Genomic DNA, 24170 nt, shown 5'->3' with positions numbered 1-24170 from the left:
GTTTATTCATTTTCAAGATACTGTTTTGGATCGTTTCTTTTAATCACGGCTAATGAGACCAAAAGCATGATCTCTATCGGTATTGCATATCGGTGGTCTCCATTAACTGAACCATCAAGGTTGATCAAAAATGTAAGCAAAGAGGGAACTGTGAATATGATGCCCATCTTATTTTTTGTTGCAATGAAATAGATCAATAATGAGATTGCCAACCAATTCCATAAAGCGGTGGACATAAACAAATTAAGCAATGGAATTGACATGATTATATTCAAATAGTTCGTTAATCCTATTCGTTGTTTGCTGGGCACCAACGGCTGTACATGCTCTAAATAGCTGCTATTAATTACAAAGTACGTATCAGATGGAATACCAGTATAAATTGAAGCCGATCCATACGGATCCGCGGTATTGAAAGAACGTACCGGAATTGGATCAATAGATAAAAATTGATTATCTAAGGTAGCATTCAAATATAACAGAGGATGCTTCAAACCAGTAACGAACCAAGAAAGAAGATATTTATGTACGCGTTGTTTATATATATTATTTTTCCACCAATTTGGATTTTTTTTAAAGTCTTGAATACTCTCGGCAGTGATTAAAAACGAATTATATCTAAACAAATTCTTAGCAGAATCCCCAAAACTCGGTTGATAGGTACGAGGAATCTGACGATAATACATAACATCATTTATCGCTTTTTTATCCTGCTTAGTCAAAATATTTGGATAGCGCGTTACAACAAAAGAAGTTTGTTGAATAGGAACAACCAGCATTTCAGCAGGAGAAGAAGGCATTACCTTAAAAGCTGTCAAAAAAACCCTTGTCCATCCTTCATAAAATAGTAAAGATACAATAAGCACAGCGCCTAAAAAGCGCCGACTTTCTTTCATGCAGATAAAGGCTACCAAGAGAGTAACCAAGGTAACATAAACACCATTATTACGGAACAGGCAAACCAGTAGTGTTGCCAAAGTAAGAAAGACAGAACTCCTGACCTTTTTGTCACTCAGCATCAATAGGTCCAACAGATATGTAACAAATAAAGCACTAGATGCTAGAAACCATCCGGTTTTATCAAAACAGACTGCATAAGCAACAAAATGAGGCTCCAGGCCAAGAAACAGCAGAACGAGCCAGCCCACATACGAACCAGCAATTCTTCTAATTCTAGAAATTAATCCCGAATACGCAAACAGAGAAAAAGTAACCAAAAAAAAGCTGTGGGTGTAGAAAGCAGCGGTGTGGCTATGAAATAAAAACAATCCTAGTTTAAAAATGCCGCCCATGACTAATGTTGCAAACCAAGGATGATGATTAGTGGGGAAATAAGTGAAATTCAATCCCGGGATTGAGACATTAAAAAACTCATTAATTTGTCGTGCACCATCATATCCGATAGTACTAGGCAATAAGTAAACGCCTAGAGGTATCCACAAAATTAGCAGTATAAGAAAAAGATATGCTGCGTTTGGAAAGGGTAATTTAGAAATTTTGACCGCAAATTGTGTGCTCAGCATTTTATGAACTAAGAAAACTATAAAATTGATGAAACAGTAAATAAAAGCCGCACAGCCAGCCCAATATACCAAAGAAATCAAAAATGTAATTTTGCTTGAAAAAAGTAAATCTAAAGTTGTTGTCTTGGAAACCGTCTCACCTAAAAGTGCAAGTAACGAGAGTAATAAGCTAACAATAATTTTCCAAGAATTCCCAACTGTACGATTTTCTTTCTTCGCTTGAGACAAAGACACGAAAACAAAAGCGAATACCAACATCACAATTGGCAAATTCGAAACAGCAAATCTTTCAGGAATGACTGTGAAGGCCGAAAAATTATCAACGGGATTAAAGTTGACAGAAAAAGCAGTGGCTGCAAGCAGACTTAAAAGCCATTTATTACTAACGACTTGTTTGAATTTAGTTGATTTGATTGTTAATTTGCCGTTCCGCATCAATGAGCCTATATTCGAAATTCATTTTTTCCTGTGACTGGATCGCATCTAGAATCATACCGCTAAATAATGACACAATCGCAGCTAGGAGCACTATCATTGTCACAACTAGTGTAGGCATGTTAGCAACGATTCCCGTGTGGCTATACGGTACCACGACACGGAACCAAAATGTTAGAAGACTTATTGCAGCTAATAATAGCGATATAGAACCAAAAAAAGCTAAGGGATGATAAATCCTAAATAAGTTCCATATTTTCAGAATCACTTTAAACCCATCACCGTAAGTGCTTAGCTTAGACTCACTGCCTTGTGGGCGATCTCGATATTCTACAACTTGATTTTCGACAAACATATTGCTTTCAGCTGCATGAATGCTCATTTCTGTCTCAATTTCAAAACCCTTTGAAAGAACAGGAAAGGTTTTGACAAAACGGTACGAAAACGCACGATAACCAGTTAGAATGTCTTTAATATTCGTGTCAAAAAGATGATTAATCAAAAATTTAACAGTAGCATTACCCACATTGTGGAAAGGACGTTTATTTTCCTGAAAATAAGTTGAAGAAAGTCTGTCTCCAACCACCATATCCACTTTGCGTTCCAGAACTTTACAATACATTGCTGGAATCTCCTCCACTGGATAGGTATCATCGGCATCAATCATGATATAAGCTCGAGCATCAATCTCACGAAACATACGCCGAATAACGGCACCTTTGCCTTGAACATACTCATGTCTAACAACGGCACCTGCATTTTGAGCGAGCTCAGCCGTGTTATCCTGAGAGTTATTATCATATACATATACCACAGCTTTCGGAATTTCACCGATAACGCCCTTGATATCTAAAACAACTTTCTCAATCGTTTGTGCTTCATTATATGCAGGTATCAATATTGCTAAATTATCCATTAACTCTCACTTCATACTATATTTAATTTAACCTATTTTTAAAAGTTGCTTGGTCAACTTATGCCACACATCCAAGACCACTGACCTTACTTGGGATTATTCAGAAAACCATCATTTTTAATATAATGCCTGCCCTTAACAATATCATATTGAATCATTCTGTAATCCCTTAATAGAGATCTTTGTGCAGGAGAAAATTGGTTATTCTGAAGCTGTTGACCTTGATCATCTAAATAGATATTCTTTCGATTATCAGTCTGCCATATATCAGAACCACTTTTTGCTAGTGCATTGGAGGACGCGGGTAATTGCTGCCGTAACTCGGTCAACATAGCTAAAAATGGCGATACTTTTACATTCATGTGTTCAGCTGACAGAGCCTGAAAATAATTGGGTGAAGTAAAATTATTTTGGTCTTCCAACTTAGTATTATGCGAGGAACTGGCTTTATTAGAGTAAATAAAATAATCCGTCTCATGGAGCGGTAACAAATTATTGGGATCGCTCATTTCACTATCATAAATACCCGGCAAATGGTCGCCGTACCAGACCACGGTAATGGGACGATTAATCCGATCCAATTGTTGCAAAAACCATTCAGTCGCATTATCTGTCATGTTGACGCCTTGAACATAGGTCTTAACATTATCAACTTCAGAATTGGACTGTTGAAGTGTCGAAGTGATATCAAAGGTATAGTTTTTGTACCAATTGCTATAGCCGAGGTGATTCTGCATCGTAGGCATCTGAATAAATTGGGGTTTCGCATTTTTAGACAACTGCCATAAGACATTTTGATAAGCAGCGCGGTCACTGACGTAAGGATTGTTATCAATCCTATCTTGGTATTTAATTTTTGGATTGTAAAGCGTATAAAATTTTTGAAAACCAAATTTTTTATAAACGGAGGATCTATCATAGACCATAGGTAAATAAGGATGAATGGCATTTTTAATAGCCCAGTTATTACTGATATTGGGTAAATAATTGGATGAAGGAACCACCTGCACATACGGTGACGTGACTGTGGGCAGAAAATTAGTTAGCGAGAGACCGGTCAGCGCCTGATACTCCAAATTAGCCGTTCCGCCACCATAGCCTGAACTTAACATATACCCTGAAGTAGTCCTATCTTTAATTGCTCTGATTTTCGGAATTGGATCCGGATTCACATGTAAACCCGGCACGCGCAAGGGATCAGAAAAACTTTCACTTAAGATATAAATGACAGTTTGTTTATCTAAATAATTTGGTCGGCTAGCATTGATTTGGTTAGCAACTTTTTTATATTTCCGATCAATTTTAGCTATTGCTGCACGTGAATAGCCCCGTGGCATATCCATAATCTTATTGTCGAAGAAACGCATGAATGAATATATGGCGCCATTAGAGCGCTGGTCATCGTTAACATCCCAAGGGATGGGTGAGTCATTGAACAGAGAAGCGACGCTATCCGGCAATGTATTATCGGTATAGAGACTGCGCGCCGAAAAAATAATTAGCGCAGATAGGACAAATAAAGGTACGCGGACAAACCACTTAGTAAATTTAATGCGTGAATCAAAGCGACGGAATAAAAAATATAAGATAACAATGACTAGTATCGCAAGAACCACTAGCACCACAAACTTACCTGCGCTAATACCAATAAAATTTACTAACGTAAGCGGATTAGTCAATTGAGACAGATCCGAAGGCAGTATTGATTCATTTCGATAAATCAGCTTTTGATTATCTGCAATCGCAAAAACAATAAAGATGAGATTATTTAAAATAAAGGTTAGCCAAAAACGGTTCGTAATCGCTAAAATTAACCCAAAAAAAGCCAGCACAAAAATCAGATTTAAAATAAATTGATGATTCTGGCTGCCAGGAATGAAGGCATTGACGACAAAATTTGTAGCTGCCTGGACGCGCTCGACAAGTGTTTGATTCATACCGACCTGAATTTGGAATTGAACAAACCAAATATCAAAGGTCGATGAAATGAGTACAATGAGCGGATAAAAAAGCCAACGCGGAAAAGGCGCACTAGCTGACATAGCGGGATTCTGTTTAGACTTAAAATCATTGATGCCGCTAACTATTTTTTTAAATTTTTTCTGTAAATCCAATGCTCAGCTCTTTCATTCCATTTTACACAACCGATGCATTATACAATATTTCAATTAAAATACATTAAAAACCCCGCAAAACAGATAGATGCGGGGCAGCATTGCTATTAATAATTTGTGTCGAAACGATAATCTTCAGCAAGACCGAATTCTTGTCTGACCGTATTAAAGGTCGCATTAATAACTTGGTCCATGTCGAAATAACGATACAAGCCCAGACGGCCGCCAAAGATGAACTGCTTTTTATGCTCACGGGCTAACTTAGCATATTTTTTGTAGATCTCAGTGTTCTTCTGGTTATTGACAGGATAATAAGCTTCTTTGGTCCGATCCCAATTCTGCGGGTATTCCCGTGTGACAATCGTCTTGCCAGGGTCAGCTAGGCCATCGAAGTGACGCCACTCCATGACACGCGTATAAGGCGTCTGAGCATCCGTATAATTAATCACAGAATTTCCTTGATAGTTATCCATGTCCAAAGTTTCGGATTCAAATTTCAAGCTGCGGTATTCCAATTCGCCGAACTGATAATCAAAGAAACGGTCAATCATCCCTGTATAGACAATCCGTGGGAATTCGCGGATGTAATCTTCCTTATGGGCAAAGAAATCCGCATCTGTCTTCACATCAATCAGATCAGAAGCCAGCCACTTGTCAAAAAGCTGGGTATAACCGCCGATCGGAATTCCTTGGTAGCGATGGTTGAAGTAATTATTATCGAAAATGAAGCGGACCGGCAAGCGTTTGATGATAAAGGATGGTAATTCAGTGGCTTTTCTTCCCCACTGTTTTTCCGTATAGCCCTTAATTAATTTTTCGTAGATGTCCGTGCCGATAAGAGAAATAGCCTGCTCCTCTAAATTACGCGGCTCTCCTTCGATACCAGCAGACTTTTTCTGCTCTTCGATCTTGGTTTTGGCCTCGGCCGGCGTCTTGACTCCCCACATCTCGTAGAAAGTATTCATATTGAATGGCAGATTATAGAGTTCGCCCTTATAGTTTGCGATGACTTGATTCTGATAATTATTGAAATCAGCGAAATGGTTAACAAAATTCCAAACCTCTTTGTTATCAGTATGGAAAATATGAGCACCAAAATCATGGACGGTAATGCCATGCTCAGTGTGCGTGTGCATATTGCCGCCAATGTAGGGACGCTTTTCGATCAGCAATGAGCGTTTACCAAATTTAGCAGCCTCATAAGCAAAAATGGATCCAAAGGGACCGGCGCCTACAATCAAGTAATCATAATTTTTCGTATTAAATTTATTTGCCATTTCTTCCTCCTGTGACTTTCCTAGCCAGAAAAAGACCGCCTTTTTTAATCCAGTTCTGTTTTTCTTCAAAAACAAAGGGTATTTCAGTGAAGCTCTTACCCTTGGCATCTAAAAAGATATCCAGCAGCCGCTCACCGACAAAACCAAAAACACGTTTCTCATAAGCATCATAATCGCTGCGGTCAATTTCTTTCTCGAGTTGGAACAAAATCGGAAACAGCCAGCCGGCATACTCATTCAGCTCTTGACGGCTCATGATCATCATATTGAATAAATGTTGACTGCGGCGCTGCATGATTTTATCATAACTAGCCTGAAAGTCCTTGCCAATAAGCGTGCGAACCAGATCAATCGGCTGAGCATGGTGCGCATGGATATAGTGGGAATAATTAGTCTCTATGTAGTAATGGCGCTGTTTGGGCAAAATAATTTGATCTTGCTGCAGCAGTGTATCTAATTGGGCTTGCGTCAAAATATTGGTCAGCCCTTTTTTGTGATTCATGGAAAAATAGCGGCGATAATGAACCAGCCCGATCACATCAGCGTCAGAATTCTTCCAGGCCCAATACAAGGCTGTCAGCTCATTAAAAGAGCTATTTTTGTCGCTGATATTGTCGCCTGTGTCATCCCCGATCCATCCGGCCGGCATGTCAAGCGGATTCTTCGATCCAGCATGCCCGACCCAGATAGGCTGATAAAGCGGGTCCTTTGGCATGGGATAGATTTTATGCGAAGCAACGTAAATCTTAGCTGTCATTAATAGGCACCTTCGCGGCTAAAAATAGCCTTCATCGTCAGGTAGACAATATACCAGTCATACCAAAAACCAATATGATCGACGTATTCCAAATCAAGATCTGCACGTTCCGGATACTTAATATCCGAACGGCCTGTTGCCTGCCAGAGGCCCATTGCACCTGGAAGGACACTTAAGAATTGATCAACGTGATCGCCATAATAACGCAATTCAGGCTCGGTCACGGGGCGTGGCCCAACAATCGACATCTGACCGAACAAAATATTAAAGAGCTGCGGCAGTTCATCTAGGCTAGTCCGCCTTAAAACCCGGCCAAATTTTGTTACACGGGGATCTTCACCAGCAGGGAATTTGTAATCGTTATCGACAAAAAGCTGGTAACTATCAGGATGTTTTTGAAAATACTGGTCAGCATCAGTCCGCATGGAACGGAATTTAATCAGCTTAAAATGCTTATGGTGTTTGCCGACACGGTCATGCCGATAGAAGACAGGGCCTTTAGGGTCATTGATTTTTTGCAAAATAATCAGAATTAAAAAAAGCCAGGACAACAAAATAATGCCGACAATACTCCCGGCAATATCAATCAATCTTTTGAAGGGTAAATAGTGTTTCTGCGACTTCGTCATTCTCTGCTTTATTATAACGAACTTGGCAAAAGCTAATTTTAGAAATTGATAATTATTAACAAAAATTTGCTTTCCGCTAAATTAAGCTAAAATAGTTAAGTCAGCCATGAAAAGCTCTTGGGAACAACATAAGGAATTAATTCTCTATCTAATTTTTGGTGTTTTAACAACCATCGTCTACTTCGTTGCACGTTTTTTAACTGTGCATATTAGCCAAAACGCACTTTTGGCCGTGATTATCGCACAAGTTTCAGCCATTCTATTCGCTTTTATTACGAATAAAATATGGGTCTTTACGAAAGCCGAAAAGAGCTCTCTTCTCAGTCAATTCATGAAATTCGTCGCTGCCCGCCTCTTCGTGTTCTTTTTAGATCTGTTTGTAACCTGGCTGTGCATCGAAAAATTCGGATCTTTCTTTATCAAACTATTTTTGCTGGATCACCTCAACTACCAATCCGGGATCACAACTTGGCCATTGATCAAAAGCTTTATCGGATCGCCGGTGCTCGCCAATACTTTTATTTGGTCCATGGTGATTCAAGTCGCAGCAATTGTTTTAAATTATGTCTTTTCCAAACTTTTTGTCTTCAAAAATAAAAAGCAGTGATTAATTAATCACTGCTCCGGCTTCGATTTCATCAGGCAGCTGGGTGACCATCACGTTCCCATCACTGTTTTCCGCACATAAAATCATACCTTGGCTGATTTCACCAGCCATTTTTCTTGCCTTCAAGTTGGCAACGATCACGACCGTCTTGCCCACTAGGACAGAAGGATCCGGATACCATTCACGAATTCCCGATAAGATTTGACGGCCCTTTTCGCTGCCATCATCAATTTGCCATTTAATCAATTTCTTGGAATTCGCTAAGAACTCGCCCGATTTGATTTTCCCAGCAATCAAACGCAATTTGGCAAAATCATCATAGACAATTTCTGGCTGCTGTTCTTCTTCACGCGCCTTTTCTTTAGCTGCTTCCATATGGGCACGTCCTTTGCCCTTCGTATCTTTTTGGACAAGAGAAGAAATAAAGGCAACTTCTTTTTTAACATCCAAGCGTGGAAACAAAGGAACCGCCTTGGCCGCGACAGTCGCATTTTCAGGCAGATCGGCAAAAGACAGGTCGGCAATTGGGGGCACGTCCTTTAATCCTAATTGCTGGAAAATCTTAGCTGGCGATTGTGTCAGAACCGGCTGCAGCAGGCTGCCGGCAACACGCAGCGAGGCGGTCAGATGGGCCATGACGTCATCCAAAGCTGTTTGATCGCCATTTTTATCCAGCACCCAGGGCTGTGTCTCATCAATGTATTTATTCGTTCGGCGAATTAACGTCCAGACAGCTTCCAAAGCATCCGCCGTATGGATCTGTGCCATCTCGCTTTTGAAGTTTTCAATAGCTTGTGCTGCTGTTTCTTCTAAATCAGCGTCCGAATCAGCTGCATGCCCCAGCGCTGGAATATGGCCATTTTCATAACGGTTAATCATCGAAACCGTACGATTCAGCAAGTTGCCCAAATCATTAGCGAGATCAAAATTGACGCGGTTAACAAAATCTTCAGGTGAGAACACACCATCGTTGCCAAATGGCATACTGCGCAATAGGTAGTAACGAACCGCATCCAAACCATAGCGGCTTTCTAGTGTCTCAGGATAAATAACATTACCCTTGGATTTAGACATTTTCCCGTTTTTCATGACAAGCCAGCCGTGGCCTAAGACTTCGCCGGGCAAAGGCAATCCCAAAGCATGCAGCATAATCGGCCAGTAAATCGTGTGAAAACGGACAATTTCTTTTCCAACTAATTGGACATCGGCCGGCCAGAACTTTTTGAATAAGTCCGGCTGCTGATCAAAGCCGCCCAAATCTGGATCATAGCCTAAAGCCGTAATATAGTTGGACAAGGCGTCAATCCAGACATAAATAACGTGTCTTTCATCGCCAGGCACCGGCACGCCCCAATTGAAGCTGGTGCGTGTCACAGCCAAGTCTTCTAAGCCCGGTTTAATGAAGTTCGTAATCATTTCATTCATGCGGCTTTCCGGCTGCAAAAATTCAGGGTGATCAGAATAATACTGCAAAAGCCAATCAGCATATTTGCTCATCTTGAAGAAATAAGTCTCTTCTTTGACCAGCTGCACTTCGTGTCCGGATGGCGCTTTACCGCCTGTCACTTTGCCATTCTCATCGCGGTAAACTTCAGCCAGCTGCGATTCGGTAAAATACTCTTCGTCGGATACAGAATACCAACCCACATATTCACCTTTATAGATATCACCTTCATCCATAAATTTTTTGAAAATATGCTGAACAGCTTTCTCATGATACTCATCAGTCGTCCGGATGAATTTGTCATAGGAAATGTCCATCAGTTTCCACAATTTTTTAATGCCAGCCGCCATTTCATCCAGATAAGCCATTTCGCTTTTTCCGGAAGCTTCGGCCTTTTGTTGAATCTTCAGACCGTGTTCATCGGTACCAGTCAGGAAAAAGACATCCTCGCCTAAAGCACGATGAAAACGTGCCGTTGCATCGGCAAGCACTGTTGTATAAGTGTTTCCTAATTGTAATTTTCCGGATGGATAGTAGATCGGTGTGGTTATGTAAAATTTCTTTTTATCAGTCATGGCAAATGAGCCCCTTTCAAATACATGTTTCTATTATAAGCAAGGATGCCTTAGTATGTAGAGTAATGAAAAAAATTAACGACAGCCATAATCACATGAAACGCGAATTATCTAACCGCCACGTACAGCTCATTGCTATCGGCGGCACGATTGGGACGGGATTGTTCTTAGGGTCCTCGCGCTCGATCGCCTTTACTGGGCCGTCCATTATGCTGGTCTATCTGTTAGCCGGCACTTTTATGTTCCTGCTCACGCGCGCCATGGGTGAAATGCTTTACATGGATCCCAGCCAGCACACTTTCATTAATTTTATTACAAAGTATCTAGGCCGACCCTTTGGTTTTTTCTCAGGCTGGACCTATTGGCTGTCAATTGTTTTTATGGGGATGGGCGAGCTGACGGCCGTCGGTATTTATTTCCAGTTCTGGTTTCCCAAGATTCCCATGTGGCTGATACAGATCGCTTTTCTTTTGATGATCATGTCTATCAATTTAATCACGGTGAAATTCTTTGGTGAGGCGGAATTCTGGTTTGCCATGATCAAAATTTCGGCTATTGTTGCTTTAATTCTGACTGGTATTTTTATGGTTGCAGTTAATTTCAAGACGCCTGTTGGACACGCCAGTTTAGTCAATATCACGACTCATTTTCAGCTTTTTCCTAATGGCTGGCTGAAGTTTGTCATGGCGTTTCCAATGGTTTTCTTTGCCTACCAAGGAATTGAATTCGTCGGTATCACGACCAGTGAGACGAAAAACCCGCGTCAAGTACTGCCGCGAGCTATCAATCAGATTATCTTCAGAATTTTGATTTTTTACGTCGGTGCCCTGCTGGCAATTATGGCCATCTATCCCTGGCGTTCCTTGGATCCCAAACAGTCGCCCTTCGTCTGGGTCTTTAAGCTGTTGGGCATTAGCTGGGCGGCCGGCTTGATTAATTTTGTTGTCCTAACAGCAGCTGCCAGTGCTCTAAATTCGGTGTTGTACTCTTCCGGACGCCATCTGTACCAGCTGGCTTTAGATTCTAAGGGTCATTTCAAGAAAACTTTTGCAGTCATCAGTGACAAAGGCGTTCCGGCTCGTGCCATCATGTTTTCCGCTTTGGTCGTGGCTGTCTCCCCGATTATCTATTCAATACCGACAATTAATGATGCGTTTTCGGTCATCGCCAGCGTCAGTTCCGGTGCCTATCTTTTGATTTATATTCTGACTCTGCTCGCTCACAGCAGATATATTCGTTCATCTGATTATCTGCCGGACGGTTTTTTAATGCCGAAACCTAAAATTTTAGATCCGCTGACAATTGCCTTTATGGCATTTATTTTCGTCTCGATGGGCTTTCAAAGCGATACCTTGCCAGCCGTTGTCGGGACTGCGATTTGGGTAGTGGCTTTTGGCGGCTATTCCTGGCTGAAGCATCGCAATTAAAGCCACAGACGCATAGTACGGTCATCAGGCTTGTCTTTGCCAGTCTCTTTCTTTTTAAGATAAGTTTTAAAACGCTGCAAAAAATAAGCCAAGACTTTTGCTTCTCCCTCATCCGCTAACAAAGTCAAGACTTTAATCACATTATTGGCTCGCGCCTCGCCTCTAGTTCGATTGCCGGTCGCGATCTCGTATAAAGCTAATTCAAATAAATACTCAGCTTTAAAACGGATATCCGGCCTTTCTTGCAAACGCTCATTGAACATCTCAAGAGTCTTTTTCATACTGGTTAAATCATCGTAAATTTGGTTTGACATGACAGTTAGCAAGATTTTGTAATCTTCAAAGGCAAAATCTCCGTCGTTTGCAATGTCACGAAGGTAATCACTGGATTTCAAAGCTGATTTGAGTAAGAGCATGCGTGTTTCAGGCGAAAAAGCCATTGAAAAACTTGAATATAAATAAATCTCGAATTTTCCCCAAATCTCGACATTGAACAAATAATTCAATATCTCATCACTGGCTTTTTCAAATGCAGCCCGCACGCGGTAATAGTCTGCCATGCGATTGTCCCGAACCAAGATCGCGATTTCATTCATGTAATGCAGCATGATACCGAGATATTTGGCCGCCAGATTGCTGGGATCGGCCGCATAATCTCGGCTGATCTCTTTTTCCAGTTGCAAGTTTGTTTGGATATGCCCAGCTTTGCCATCGTTATTTTCGATTCGGTCAGCCAAACGGCTAAAATAATCAGGCGTTTGGCCACCATACTGTCGAGATAAAAATTCATCCGGCGTGACCTGAATTTTCGACAGCAGGCGAAAAAAGCGATCAGCCGAGATTTTCGTTTTGCCCTTTTCAAATTTACCAATAAAAGAGCGCGAGAGCCCCTCTTCTTCCAAATCTGTCAATGACAGATTTTTTTCTTGTCTAATTTTGCTGAATAAAGGACCATAATCACTTTTAGCTTTGTTCATGGTCATATATTCCCACTTTGATCTGCTTTTGGCAACTGGCTGCATACTAATTTTAGGGTCGATTTTTTATTTAACACATATTACCTTGACACAAACAGTATTGTGTTATAAATTAATGACAAGCAAAAGGAGAAAATACATCATGCGGGAACTCTTATTTCAAAACAAAGCTTTTCGAGCTTTGGCTATCAGTAATCTTTTCGAGACAATCGGTGCCGTCCTGTTCAATATTGTCTTTTTGATTTACGCAGCTCAATTGCCCAACCGGACTTTGGCAATTTCGATTGTTTCGCTAGTCACGATCTTTCCGACCGTGCTGCAGGCACTGTTAGGCAGCGTCGCGGGACGTGTTAAAAAACCGATTCGTTATATGCTGAACCGGCGCTTGTTTCAAACGGTCTTATACATTTTAGAAGGCGGTTTGTTCTTCTTTGGCGATTTGAAATCCTGGGCAATCTTTGTCCCTCTATTAGCGATCAACTTCTTCAGCGATCTGACTGGCGGCCTTTCTTACATGGTCTCGATGCCAATTACCAAACACGTCGTCCCTGATGCAAAACGAGAAGTGGCCAACGGGTTACAAACAGCCATTTCCAGCACGATCAGCGTGATTGGACAAATTGTTGGTGCCACATTAATTGTTTTCATGAATTACCAATACGACGCCTTTGCCCTAATCAATGCTTTGATGTTTGCCATTTCGTTTTTCGTTCTATTGAGTTCTAGAAAAGAACTGGTCGTGGCGGAAAAAGAATCACAATTAGCCATTGAAGCATCTAAAAAGGCTGCTGAGATTAAAGATGATAAAAAAGTGAAGAGTGTTTCTGGCAACTTGGCCAATCTGATCTTTTCTTTGCCAATGATTCTCTTCCTGATTATCTTCGGTACTGCCGTGAACTTTATCGGATCATCGACGGATGCCATCTTGAATTTGACACTCCTATCGGCTAAAGGCCTCTATTTCACGCCTTGGTTTCCAACTTATGGACAGACAGTTGCCATCTACGGTGCCGTTTTCTCAGTCGGCGTCATCATCAGCTCTTTGTTTATGAATGATGCTATTGGGCGTATGAAGCTGACAAGTCTGGCGGCCTTGATGACGCTAAGTTTGTCCTTGGCTTCGTTTGCTTTTGTCCTGATGCCAAACCGCTGGCTGATTTTAATTCTCATGTTTATCACCTCTTATGTGCTAGGTAAGATTAATCCTAAAGTTGGGGCAATGATGATGAGAGTCGTGCCAGAACATCAACTAGCTGCCATCAGCGGATTATTTAGTTCTATCGTCACACTATCCATACCAGTCGGACAATTTCTCTTTCTAGGCATTGCAAACTTTTCCCGGCCTGTCTACGCATGGCTGGCCATGGGCATTATCGGTATGCTGCTGTTCGCCTTCGTGGTGCTGTCAGCAGGCCGCTTCAATACCAAAGAGGCAATCAAAGCGCAGACTGCCAACGCCAAATAAAAGCTCCCAGATGGGAGCTTTTTTGTTTGCTTAAAATGATCTGATATTTTATTAGGCCATTACTCGGCTGCCAGAGACTCGATTGGATCAAGTTTAGCTGCACGCCTAGCTGGCAAAAGTGCTGCCAAAAAGGAAATCACAATCGCTATCACAAAGGCGAATATGACGTTTCCCGGTGTGATAATCACCATGTTGGCTTTAGCTAGGCCGTAAAGCGCTTTATTAGCAATCGCGCCGATACCAAAGGCCAAAATCAAAGCCAGAACCGCTGAAAAGAGTCCGATTAAGACCGATTCTCCTGTGAACAAACGGCTGATATCGCGTTTGCCTTCGCCTAGAGCCCGTAACACACCAATCTCTTTGGTTCTTTCCGAAACACTCATATACATCGAAACAATAATCATTAAAGCCGACACGACTAACGAAATCGCGGCAATCGCTGCTAGAACATTAGTCGCTAAGCGAACATATGAACTGACTGTACTTAGAATATCGCCAACCGTGATTGCACCAAAAGCGTATTTACCTTTGCTGCGAATATTATTAACTTGTTTGGCAACAGAGCGCGTCACATCGATGGAGTCGGCATTCACTGAAACAAAATTAGGATCTGTTATGGCACCGGCAGACTCCAGCATTGTACGCATCGTACCGTAATTCGTTGCCGTAACAGCACCTGCTTGGCCGCCGTTGGCCAATCCGGAAACCTTCAAATTCCTGCTAACCACGACTGGCTGCTGTGCTTGGTTAATCCAAGTAAAGCTTAAGGTCACTGTCTTACCGATCATCTGCTGATATTTTTTAGTACCAAGAAAAGTCTGAGCCTGAGCTCGGTCAATGACAATCTCATTTTGTCCAGGTTTGCGGCCGTTTTTAACCGTACTGCTTGCAAAAGCGCGCGTCCAAGTTTGTAAACCATTAGCTGAAACCGGCGTTTTTTGGCCAGGCAAGGTCAAGGTATACTGACCAAATTGATAACCCGGTTGTACGGCATTAACATTTTTCAAAGATCGCAGCTTGTTCAAATCACCTTTACTGATCAACAGCGCAGATGGGTTAGAAGCAAATTGTCGTAATGAACTCGTGAATTCAGCTTGAGACATTTTTTTACCGGATGGATTTCTCATCACAGAGACCGAAGTTGGATTAATCATCGAAGAAATCTGGTCACTGATGAAAGCTGAAATACCGTTTCCTAAACCAGAAAAGAGTAGGACGGCAAAGATACCGATACCGGTTCCCAGCATGATCAAAAAATTACGCCAGAAATAATACATGGTATGTTTGTAAGCATTCTTATAGGCAGCCAAAGCACCCAGTTTTTTTGAGACGAGCCGTTGATCTGATTCAGGCTCAGGCAGCGCGTATTTGTCACGGTTGCGCTGATTTTTATCGATGACGCCATCAGACATGTGAACAATCCGCGTGCCAAAACGCGCGACTTCTTCTGAATGCGTGACCGCAATGACCAACTTGCCAGATTTAGCGATGCCTTCCATGATTTCCAGAATTTCATCCGTATTTTTGGAATCTAGTGCGCCGGTAGGCTCATCGGCAATAATGATATCCGGATCAGAGGCCAAAGCTCTCGCAATCGCGACACGCTGTTTTTGTCCACCGGAAAGCTGATTAGGATGCTTTTTAATATGCTGGCTCAGGCCAACCTGCTCCAACAATTCTTTGGCACGCTGTTCCTTTTCAGCATGACTCAGAGTTGTCATGTCCAAGCTGACCAAAACATTGTCCAAAACGGTTAAATGCGAAATCAGGTTAAAACTTTGGAAAATAAAGCCGATTGTCTGACGACGGTAGGCATCCATTTGTTTTTCCGTAAAATCTCGAGTAGAGTGGCCATCCAAGATGACATCCCCTTCATAATCGTGATCAAGACCGCCGATGATGTTCATCAAAGTCGACTTACCACCGCCTGATTCACCTAAAATACTGACAAATTCGCCCTTATCAAAATCTAGGCTGATGCCCTTCAAAACGGGAAATTCTTCATTTTTATTCAATATATAAGACTTATGAATGTCTTTTAGTTGCAGATATGCCATCTAGTTCTCCTTTTTCAGCAGCATGTATATGGTATCAAATCTCTCTTTCAAAAGACCCTTTGTTATTCGACTGTTATGTTCTCGTATCACGAGATCAATCACAACACCGCGTACCAAATTAAGATAGACATGACTCAATTCCGTTGCGGGCAGGCCTGTTCGCAATTCACCGCTGGTCATTGCACGCTGGATATTATTTCGCCAAAATGTGACAAAAACCGCTTCCTGCTCTGACAAAACCTGCTTTAACTGTGGGAAAGCCCTAGCAGCATTGGTCATTAGGATCAATTGATCGCTCAGATTAGGTTGGCGATCATTGAGTACTTGATCATAGTGGTCCGCAAAGGCCAGATAAAAAGCATGAAAACTGTCAAAAGCCTGCTGACCAAAATCGGCTTGCATAGATTTCCCGAACTCAGAAAACAGCTGCTGCATCGTTTGCAAGAATAGGTTTTCCTTGCTGGGAAAATAATTATACAAAGCACCCTTTGACACAGCTGCCTGTTTGACAATATCAGCAATTGAGACCGCTTCATAACCATGAAGCAAAAATAGCCTAAGCGCAGATTGTAAAATTTTATCCTTTGTCGTCATGAGGTACATACCGAACGGTCGGTATGTATTTTATGTTATCTTAGTCCAGCACTTTCTTCAAGTCAGGCTCCCAAGGCTTCGGTGTAGAATGGAAAATATGGTACTGAATCCACTGCAGCTAAATCAACTAGACAAAATTCATAACTTCATGAAAACACTGCTAGATCATGATCAATCAGGTCATGACAGCAGCCATATTGATCGCGTTGTCGCAATGGCCCGCAAAATTTTGAAACAAGAAAAAGGCGCTGATGAGTTCGTTGTCTTGGCAGCCGCGACTTTACACGATACCTACGATGAGAAATTGTTTGCCGATCCAGCCAGTGCCAAACAAAGAACAGCTGATTTTCTCCTCAGCATTCAAGTTGACCCGAAACCGATTCTTTATATCATCGATAATATGTCCTGGTCGGCAAATACTTTTGGTCAAGCAAAACCGCTTGATTTAAATGGTCAGATTGTTCAGGATGCCGATCGCTTGGATGCCATTGGCGCGGTTGCAGTGATTCGAGCTTTTAAATACGGTTTTAAACACAATCGGATCGACTATGACCCCAACATTCTGCCGCGCGATTTACAAAATAAAGCTGAATATCGTAATGATAAGCAGACAACCCTTAACCATTTCTACGAAAAACTTTTTAAGCTGCAGGCTTCGCTAAATACCCCTGCTGCCAAACAAATTGGCCAAAAGCGCGACCATTTCATGCATGAATTTGTCGATGAATATATCGCTGAATATGAATCGAAAGCATAAAAAAACAACCTGTAATGGTTGTTTTTTTATTTTACAATCGGACTTTGTCTGCTTCGTCATCAGAAAAAATAATTTGGTCATTAGCCTTAATCGTGAAAGTCTTGTCAGCCGCATTAGCTTGCAAGATAGCCGTATCTCGGCCGTCAGTAGAAGTGCGTTTGACCCGAATTGTCTGCTCGCCCTCGGTCTGGACTGTGATCTCACCGTCTAAATCGAAAGCAGCGAATTGATTGCGCCAGCTGAGCAGCTCAAGCAGTTTTTTAACAACCGGCCGCTGAACCTCTTTGGCAACTTCATCTTGACTGTAATAATGGCGGTTAATGTTGCGGCCTTCCTTAGTCCTCTCTAACAAATCCAAATCATTGGCACCAGCCAGCAAGCCGACATAATAAATCTGCGGGATACCAGGGGCAAAAATCTGGAAAATCCTCGCCAACAGATAAGCTTTGTCATCATTGCCCAAGGATGAATAATAGGTGGAATTAATCTGGTAAATATCCAAATTATTGTAAGCCGCGGATGAATATGTCTTTTTCACGTTGGCTCCGACTTTGTAAAGTTCGCTAGAAGTATATGTAATCTCGTCATCAGTCAAAATATCTCGAGCATCGACGACACCGATACCATCATGCGTATCTAAAGTCGTAAATTGCCGTTTGGGCGACATCTTCAGCCATTTAGCCAATTGCGCTGTCTTGCCGGAATAAAGCGTATAAAGTGTGACTAAAGGCAGAACAAAGTCATACGTAAAGTAGCCGTGTGCGTTAATCTTAGCCGGAATTGTGTAATGCTCATGAATTTCCGGCAGAATTTCAGCTTGCAACGGTGTCAGAATGTCGCGAACTGAATCCAGCAGCTGCCAGATTTCCGGTTCGACAAAGAAATCATTCGTATCGATTTTTTTGATTGCATAGGCAAACGCATCCAAACGAATCAAGTCAGCGCCATGGTGAACCATCTCTAGCAACGTCTCTTTGATAAATTTTTTCGCGCTGTCGGCATTAACATTAATATCAATCTGCTCATCGCCAAAAGTGTTCCAAAGATGTTCCTGGCTGCCGTCTGCAAAAGTGATTTCCTGAATCGGCGCCCGATCTTTACGCTTATAAATTAAATCAATATCAGCTTGAGTGGGGCGTCCTTGTGGCCAGAATTTTTCCCAGCGAATAAAGAAATCCCGATACACTGAAGCATCTTTTTTGGCTTTAAAATCCTGATACATCACCGATTCGCGCGAAATATGATTAATCATAAAATCAAACATCAAATAGTATTTTTTGCCCAAAGCCTGAACATCTCGCCAGTCGCCAAAGGCTGAATCAACGCGTGTATAGTCGGATGGCGCAAAGCCGCGGTCACCCGTTGAAGGGCAGAAAGGCAGCAGATGGATACCACCGATGGCATCCCCGATATAAGTTGTCAGCACCTCTTGCAGTTCTTTAATATTCCGACCCATCGAATCGGCATAAGTTATCAGCATTGCTTTGTTTTGCACAGGCATTATCAGCCCTCCACTTTAGATATAGTACCCGCAATCAGGCCCTCATACTATTATAAAGGAAAAATTGTTAAACGATTAAACATTTGTCAGACGCGCACCGTCAATCGACTCGCGTTCAATAAATTCCGATGGCACAATCACCTGCAAAGCGGCTGTCCGTTGTTCAAAAATGCGCTGACGAATCAGCCGCACGGCCTCGCGCCCAATCTCTTTGCTCGCCGGATGCACGCTTGATAAAGCAGGCACTAGGTATTGAGCGGCTTCAATATCATCAAAAGAAGTCACGGAAAAATCCTTCGGAATTTTATAGCCAGCATTTAAAATCGCCCGATAGGTACCGACTGCAATTGGATCAGAAGCTGCTACAAAAGCAGTAGGCAGGTCAGGCAAAGGGAATGTTTTTAATAATTGACTAACTGCCAAATATGCTTTCATCGTATTCCAGCCCGTTAGCAAAATTTGCATATCATCCTCTAAATGATGACGCTGCATCCAATTTTTATACGCCAGCAGGCGCAGATCATCATTTTTGTACAGTACCTGGCCATCAGCATTCACGGCATCGACACTGCCGCCAATGAAAGCAATTTTAGAATGCCCTAATTTATGCAGATGGTCCAATACCTCATCAGTCTGTATATCGAAATCCGGTCGAATAGTATCAATTTGGCGATCCGTTGGAACATCAGAAATAACAACCATGCTGATATTTTCTGTTTGAATTCTTTTTAGCAGGTCTGCAGAAAAGGTACCGATGACAAGAACTCCGCCAAAGCTTTTAAAAGAAGGCAGATCTTGTGTGATTTCGCCACTATAAATCACGCGGGATAGTTTAAATAAATCATGCTGTGCCTGCTCCTCAATGCCACGGCGAATATCGGCAAAATAAGGGTCATCCAGCTCTTGTGCCTCTGAGACAGTATCCAAAACAGCGATTGTCAGCTTAGAACGTTCGTAGGTCTGAGAACGGCCGGCTTCTTTAGCGATATACCCCAGTTGGTTAGCCGACAGACGCACTTTGTCTTTGGTCGATTGTTTAACAGATAATGTTGTATCTTGATTTAAAATTCTTGAAACGGTTGCCGGACTAAAACCGGCCAATTTAGCGACATCACGAATACTGGCCATATATCTCCTTGCACCAATTTTACTCGATCAAAGAAGTATTGCTAATCCGAATTTTCAATCCAGTCGTCGTTCAATCAGTTTTTCCTGCAAGCGGTTAACTTGATCATGTTTTAATTTTTTATTGCTGGCACTTTCAGCCCGATTAAAGTCCTCTGCCATATAAACAGCGGCAGCATACAATTTTAATTGACGTTTTAAATAATGCAGATCGTTTTCTTTTTTCAAACGCTTATTAGCTGACACTGCTGCTTGAGCAAAAGAGTCAGGCTTAATTTGTAAATTATCTTTATCTAACGCGCGATCCATTATTTGCCTCTTTGCTGAGCTTGGACAGCCAATTCTTTGACGATTTCATCGTGTTTGGCTTCGGTTAATTTAACCTTGCTCATGTAAATAATCAAGAAAATAATTGCCAGGATAGCCGGAATAACAAAGGTAATCACTCTAAAAGTCAGATCAGCCGAAGCCGGGATGTCTTTGGCTGTTGTATTACCAGTCATGCCTAACGATGTTGCAACAAATCCAGTTACCACACCGCCAATAGCGCCGCCGAATTTATCAACCATCGGACGAATTGAGGAAGTGGCTGCTTCTGAACGGCTGCCAGTCTTTAACTGACCATATTCAACAGAATCGGAAATCACCAGAACGACAGTCATGAAGACCAGAGGGTTGGCTAAATCAAAAATCACATAAGCGCCAAGCGCCAGAAGTGAATTTCTTGCAAAGAGAAAGACAATAAAAGATAAGGCAATCGCCAAAATACCGGTAATCATGATCTGACGCCGTTTTAAAAACTTGGAAATTAACGGGAAAGACACAATCGATACAAACCCTGTGGCCATACCAATCAGGCCAACATATTTCCACATGTCCTGTGCATTAAGGATGTATCTGAAGAAGTAAATCATTAAATTATTGAAAATATTGTTGCCAAAGGCAAAGATCAAATACGAAAGTGCCATCCACAAAAGCTGGTCATTTTTTGCCAAAGTTTTGAACACCGCAGAGATTTTCATATGTTCAGCAGGATGGTTCACAACACTTTTATCTTCTTTTGTCATTAGGGCCGCTGCATATGCGCCAATTAATTGCACTGCGGCAATTAAGAGGATAAAGCCAGTCCAGCCTCGCTGATTAAATGTCGATGACCCTGAGAATAGCGTGAGCACGTAAACATAAATTAAAGCAACAGCGTTGCCGCCAACAGTTGAGCCAATTCTAGCGAAAGTCGCAATCACGCCGCGACCGTCGGAACTGGTACTTAATGCTGGCAGCATCCCCCAAAAGGCAATGTCTTTGATCGAATACGAAATGTAAAATACCGTGAAGATAACCGCAAAAATTGTCAGATAAAACGGTCCGTTCGATGTTGACAGACCAAACAAGTTTGAAAAAACCAATAAGGACAGGACAGCCGAAATTGTCGCCATACCAGCGATCCAGGGCGCATATTTACTGTGTTTGGTGTGGATGGAATCGATCATACCGCCGAGCAGAGGATCCATGAACAGTTCCACAATACGCACCACGGTAATAATCAGCGTCACAGCCGCAATCATTTGTGCCATATAGGTTTTTGACCCGCCGGCAAATAAGACACTGGTGACAAACATGATCAGGTAGCCGTTTAGCATGCCGTAAAAAGCGTCATGGCCAAAAGCACCTAATCCATATGCGAAAGAAGATTTAAAATTTTTCATGCTCGCTCCTTTGCTGCAAAGTAATCCACTTTGCTCGTCCAATCAGCTGCTTCTAGCGGCACATCGTAAAAACCAATCGACATCAGCTCATCGCCGCCATAGGAATGGCCTTTTTCATCCTCGTAGACAATTTTCGGATCCAATCCAGCCATTTTCGTGACTGTAAATTCCGGTTGAGCCAGAGACATCAGTTTGAATCTGAATAGGAGTGCTTCGGATTTATCTTTGGAAACAAATTCCCAGGCAAAATCATTGCCTTTAAAAGCCGACTTAATCCGGATAAAGTCGCCATATTGAATTAATTGACGGTGCTCTTTATAAAAAGCAACCTGTTTTTTAACGATCTCTTTTTCAGCATCAGTGAGTTTGGCTAAATCCAATTCATAACCAAAGACGCCTGACATAGCAACATCCCCGCGCATCTCAAAACTCGTGGCACGTCCAGTCTGCTGATTAGGCGACACGGACACATGTGCGGTCATACTCGACATCGGATAAGCCAGAGAAGTACCGGTCTGTGTTTTTAATCTTGCGACAGCATCAGTATTATCAGAGGCCCAAGATTGAGGGAAATAGTACAGCATCCCGGCATCAAAACGGCCGCCACCGCCAGAACAGCCTTCAAAAAGAATATCTGGATATCTCTCAATTAATCTTTCAGCTAAATCATAAACACCCAGCGTATAACGGTGACTGACTTCACCTTGCTGATCAGCTGGCAAAGCCGCCGAATACACTTCGGTCAGATGACGGTTCATATCCCACTTGATGTAGTCAACTTTGACATTATCGAGAATTTTGACCATTTGATGAAAAATGTTGTCAACAACTTCTTTTCTTGAAAAATCCAAAACTAACTGATTTCGCGACAAAGTCTTGCCGCGTCCAAGCACTTGCAAGGCGTAGTCTGGATGAGCACGATACAAATCCGAATCAGTCGAGATCATTTCTGGCTCGAACCATAAACCAAAGCGCATGTTCTTGTCATGAACCTGGCGGCTGACTTCCTTTAAGCCGCCCTGCAATTTATGAGCATGTTCAAACCAATCACCGAGACTGGAATTATCATCATCACGGTGGCCAAACCAGCCATCGTCCAAGACAAACATTTCGATGCCCAACGGAGCCGCGTTATTCAAAATTTCCTGGATCTTGCTGCTATCAAAGTCAAAGAAAGTTGCTTCCCAGTTGTTAATCACAATCGGGCGTTTAGCATATTGATATTTGCCACGAGCTACCCGTTCGCGCAAAAGATGATGATAGGTGTTTGACATACCATTAAGCCCTTGGTCAGAATAGACCAGTAAAGCCTCGGGTGTCTGAAAAACATCTTTTGGCGACAATTTCCAATCAAAATCGTACTCGTTAATGCCAGCCAGCACACGCGTCTGATCGATGTAATCGCGCTCCAGCGTCTCTTGGTGATTGCCGGAGTAGACAAGCTGTACGCCAAATGCTTCTCCGGCAAATTCAGTCGTGTCCGGATGAACCAAAGCAATAAAAGGATTCATATGATGGCTGGAAGTACCGCGGCGGCTTTCAAACTGCGTGACGCCATGGGCCACTTCTTGTCGCTCAACTTGTCGTTCGCGCGCATGAGCACCCGGCAGAGAAATCACTTGAAAATCTTGTTTGGGAAAATCAATCTGCATGCTGGCAATTTTTTCGATATGTAGAATATGGCTGCCGTGATTAATTAATTTGGCATTCCGCGCAATCACGGCCCGATTATCAAAAATTGTATAGCTTAAGGCCAGATCACAATTCAAAGCTGTATCAGTCAAAGTGATAATGAGGGTCTGCGCCTCAGAATCGTCAACCACATAACTGTGCGGCAAATTTTCCAGGTCGGGTTTTCCAGCGACGATTCGATAGGATTGGTAACGGAAATCTGTCTGGCGTGCCCCGTTTTCATCACGGATAATCACGGCCGGCACGCGATAATCGCCCGTATTGTTGCCGGACCATTCCTGTAATAGTGTATCTTTAGAATAATCCCGCTCTGAAGAATCGGGCAGGTTGCCCGAAAAACCTCGGTCGCGGCGAGGATAAGCACGCTCGCCAGCGTAATGGCTGACGGCTTTCCCAAAGTAAAGGTGAGCTAACAGATTGCCCTCTTCCACCGACATTAAATAGGAAATCTGCTGGTTATGTAAATGAAAAACTTGTGTACTCTCATCAAATGTGATCATGCTGTGTCTCCTTTAAAAACTGCAATTACATAATATTTGTTTACTAAATGTTTAGTAAAGCGCTTAGATTTACATTTGTATGACATTTGTAA

At 42.2% G+C, this 24170-nt stretch carries 18 protein-coding genes and 1 pseudogene; 4 read left to right on the top strand and 15 right to left on the bottom strand.

Annotated features, from left to right (window positions below; translation table 11 throughout):
* Window positions 1-2: 2 nt before the first annotated feature.
* The 6 genes from NRF22_RS08605 to NRF22_RS08580 all read right to left on the bottom strand — a co-directional run bounded on the left by NRF22_RS08605 (window position 3) and on the right by NRF22_RS08580 (window position 7651).
* Window positions 3-1958 carry a DUF6020 family protein gene (locus tag NRF22_RS08605; protein ID WP_007745202.1) on the bottom strand — a complete coding sequence of 652 codons (1956 nt, stop codon included), beginning with the start codon at window positions 1956-1958 and terminating at the stop codon, window positions 3-5.
* The gene (locus NRF22_RS08600) at window positions 1924-2874 is read right to left on the bottom strand and encodes a glycosyltransferase family 2 protein (protein WP_007745201.1); all 951 of its coding nucleotides are present in this window, start codon (window positions 2872-2874) and stop codon (window positions 1924-1926) included. Before NRF22_RS08600 ends, NRF22_RS08605 begins: the two co-directional genes overlap by 35 nt.
* A gap of 86 nt (window positions 2875-2960) precedes the next feature.
* A complete protein-coding gene (locus NRF22_RS08595) occupies window positions 2961-4988 on the bottom strand; it encodes an LTA synthase family protein (protein WP_263780095.1) in 2028 nt (675 codons plus the stop codon).
* A gap of 107 nt (window positions 4989-5095) precedes the next feature.
* Entirely contained in the window at window positions 5096-6265 is a 1170-nt protein-coding gene (gene glf / locus NRF22_RS08590) for a UDP-galactopyranose mutase (RefSeq protein ID WP_263780094.1), read from the bottom strand.
* Window positions 6255-7022, bottom strand: a complete 768-nt coding sequence (locus NRF22_RS08585) for a DUF4422 domain-containing protein (RefSeq protein WP_263780093.1) — start codon at window positions 7020-7022, stop codon at window positions 6255-6257. The genes glf and NRF22_RS08585 overlap by 11 nt, the downstream gene beginning before the upstream one ends.
* Entirely contained in the window at window positions 7022-7651 is a 630-nt protein-coding gene (locus NRF22_RS08580) for a sugar transferase (protein ID WP_007745196.1), read from the bottom strand. Before NRF22_RS08580 ends, NRF22_RS08585 begins: the two co-directional genes overlap by 1 nt.
* Before the next feature lie 106 nt (window positions 7652-7757).
* On the opposite strand from NRF22_RS08580, the gene NRF22_RS08575 reads away from it, so the two are divergent.
* A complete protein-coding gene (locus NRF22_RS08575) occupies window positions 7758-8258 on the top strand; it encodes a GtrA family protein (protein ID WP_263780092.1) in 501 nt (166 codons plus the stop codon).
* On the opposite strand, the pseudogene metG reads toward NRF22_RS08575, so the two are convergent.
* Window positions 8259-10289 (bottom strand): annotated as a pseudogene (gene metG, locus NRF22_RS08570) (methionine--tRNA ligase); the annotation flags it as partial.
* 53 nt (window positions 10290-10342) lie between these two features.
* Between metG and NRF22_RS08565 the strand changes: the two are divergent.
* Window positions 10343-11704 (top strand): amino acid permease, encoded by a 1362-nt coding sequence (locus NRF22_RS08565; protein WP_263780091.1) that lies wholly within the window; start codon window positions 10343-10345, stop codon window positions 11702-11704.
* Here the strand turns inward: NRF22_RS08565 and NRF22_RS08560 are convergent.
* On the bottom strand, window positions 11701-12687 hold the full coding sequence (locus NRF22_RS08560; protein WP_263780090.1) for a helix-turn-helix domain-containing protein: 987 nt from the start codon (window positions 12685-12687) through the stop codon (window positions 11701-11703). The two genes, NRF22_RS08565 and NRF22_RS08560, sit on opposite strands and share 4 nt — an antisense overlap.
* 136 nt (window positions 12688-12823) lie before the next feature.
* Here NRF22_RS08560 and NRF22_RS08555 point away from each other — a divergent pair, with 136 nt between their 5' ends.
* Entirely contained in the window at window positions 12824-14146 is a 1323-nt protein-coding gene (locus NRF22_RS08555) for an MFS transporter (protein WP_263780089.1), read from the top strand.
* Window positions 14147-14205: 59 nt separating this feature from the next.
* On the opposite strand, the gene NRF22_RS08550 is transcribed toward NRF22_RS08555, so the two are convergent.
* Together NRF22_RS08550 and NRF22_RS08545 are read right to left on the bottom strand one after the other, a co-directional pair.
* A complete protein-coding gene (locus tag NRF22_RS08550) occupies window positions 14206-16203 on the bottom strand; it encodes an ABC transporter ATP-binding protein/permease (RefSeq protein ID WP_263780088.1) in 1998 nt (665 codons plus the stop codon).
* Window positions 16204-16797, bottom strand: coding sequence for a TetR/AcrR family transcriptional regulator (locus NRF22_RS08545; RefSeq protein WP_263780087.1), 594 nt, complete (start codon window positions 16795-16797; stop codon window positions 16204-16206).
* Between the two features lie 88 nt (window positions 16798-16885).
* On the opposite strand from NRF22_RS08545, the gene NRF22_RS08540 reads away from it, so the two are divergent.
* Entirely contained in the window at window positions 16886-17554 is a 669-nt protein-coding gene (locus tag NRF22_RS08540; RefSeq protein ID WP_263780086.1) for an HD domain-containing protein, read from the top strand.
* Between the two features lie 31 nt (window positions 17555-17585).
* On the opposite strand, the gene gtfA is transcribed toward NRF22_RS08540, so the two are convergent.
* The 5 genes from gtfA to NRF22_RS08515 all read right to left on the bottom strand — a co-directional run bounded on the left by gtfA (window position 17586) and on the right by NRF22_RS08515 (window position 24078).
* On the bottom strand, window positions 17586-19055 hold the full coding sequence (gene gtfA / locus NRF22_RS08535) for a sucrose phosphorylase (protein ID WP_263780085.1): 1470 nt from the start codon (window positions 19053-19055) through the stop codon (window positions 17586-17588).
* A gap of 75 nt (window positions 19056-19130) precedes the next feature.
* Window positions 19131-20183, bottom strand: a complete 1053-nt coding sequence (locus NRF22_RS08530; RefSeq protein ID WP_263780084.1) for a LacI family DNA-binding transcriptional regulator — start codon at window positions 20181-20183, stop codon at window positions 19131-19133.
* Between the two features lie 54 nt (window positions 20184-20237).
* On the bottom strand, window positions 20238-20489 hold the full coding sequence (locus NRF22_RS08525) for a hypothetical protein (RefSeq protein WP_263780083.1): 252 nt from the start codon (window positions 20487-20489) through the stop codon (window positions 20238-20240).
* Window positions 20489-21886, bottom strand: a complete 1398-nt coding sequence (locus NRF22_RS08520; protein ID WP_263780082.1) for a glycoside-pentoside-hexuronide (GPH):cation symporter — start codon at window positions 21884-21886, stop codon at window positions 20489-20491. The genes NRF22_RS08525 and NRF22_RS08520 overlap by 1 nt, the downstream gene beginning before the upstream one ends.
* Entirely contained in the window at window positions 21883-24078 is a 2196-nt protein-coding gene (locus NRF22_RS08515) for an alpha-galactosidase (protein ID WP_263780081.1), read from the bottom strand. Before NRF22_RS08515 ends, NRF22_RS08520 begins: the two co-directional genes overlap by 4 nt.
* Window positions 24079-24170: the final 92 nt, after the last annotated feature.

It is taken from the genome of Oenococcus kitaharae, assembly GCF_025758695.1.
GTDB classification, from domain to species: domain Bacteria; phylum Bacillota; class Bacilli; order Lactobacillales; family Lactobacillaceae; genus Oenococcus; species Oenococcus kitaharae_A.
This window is presented reverse-complemented; position numbering and strand designations above follow the sequence as displayed.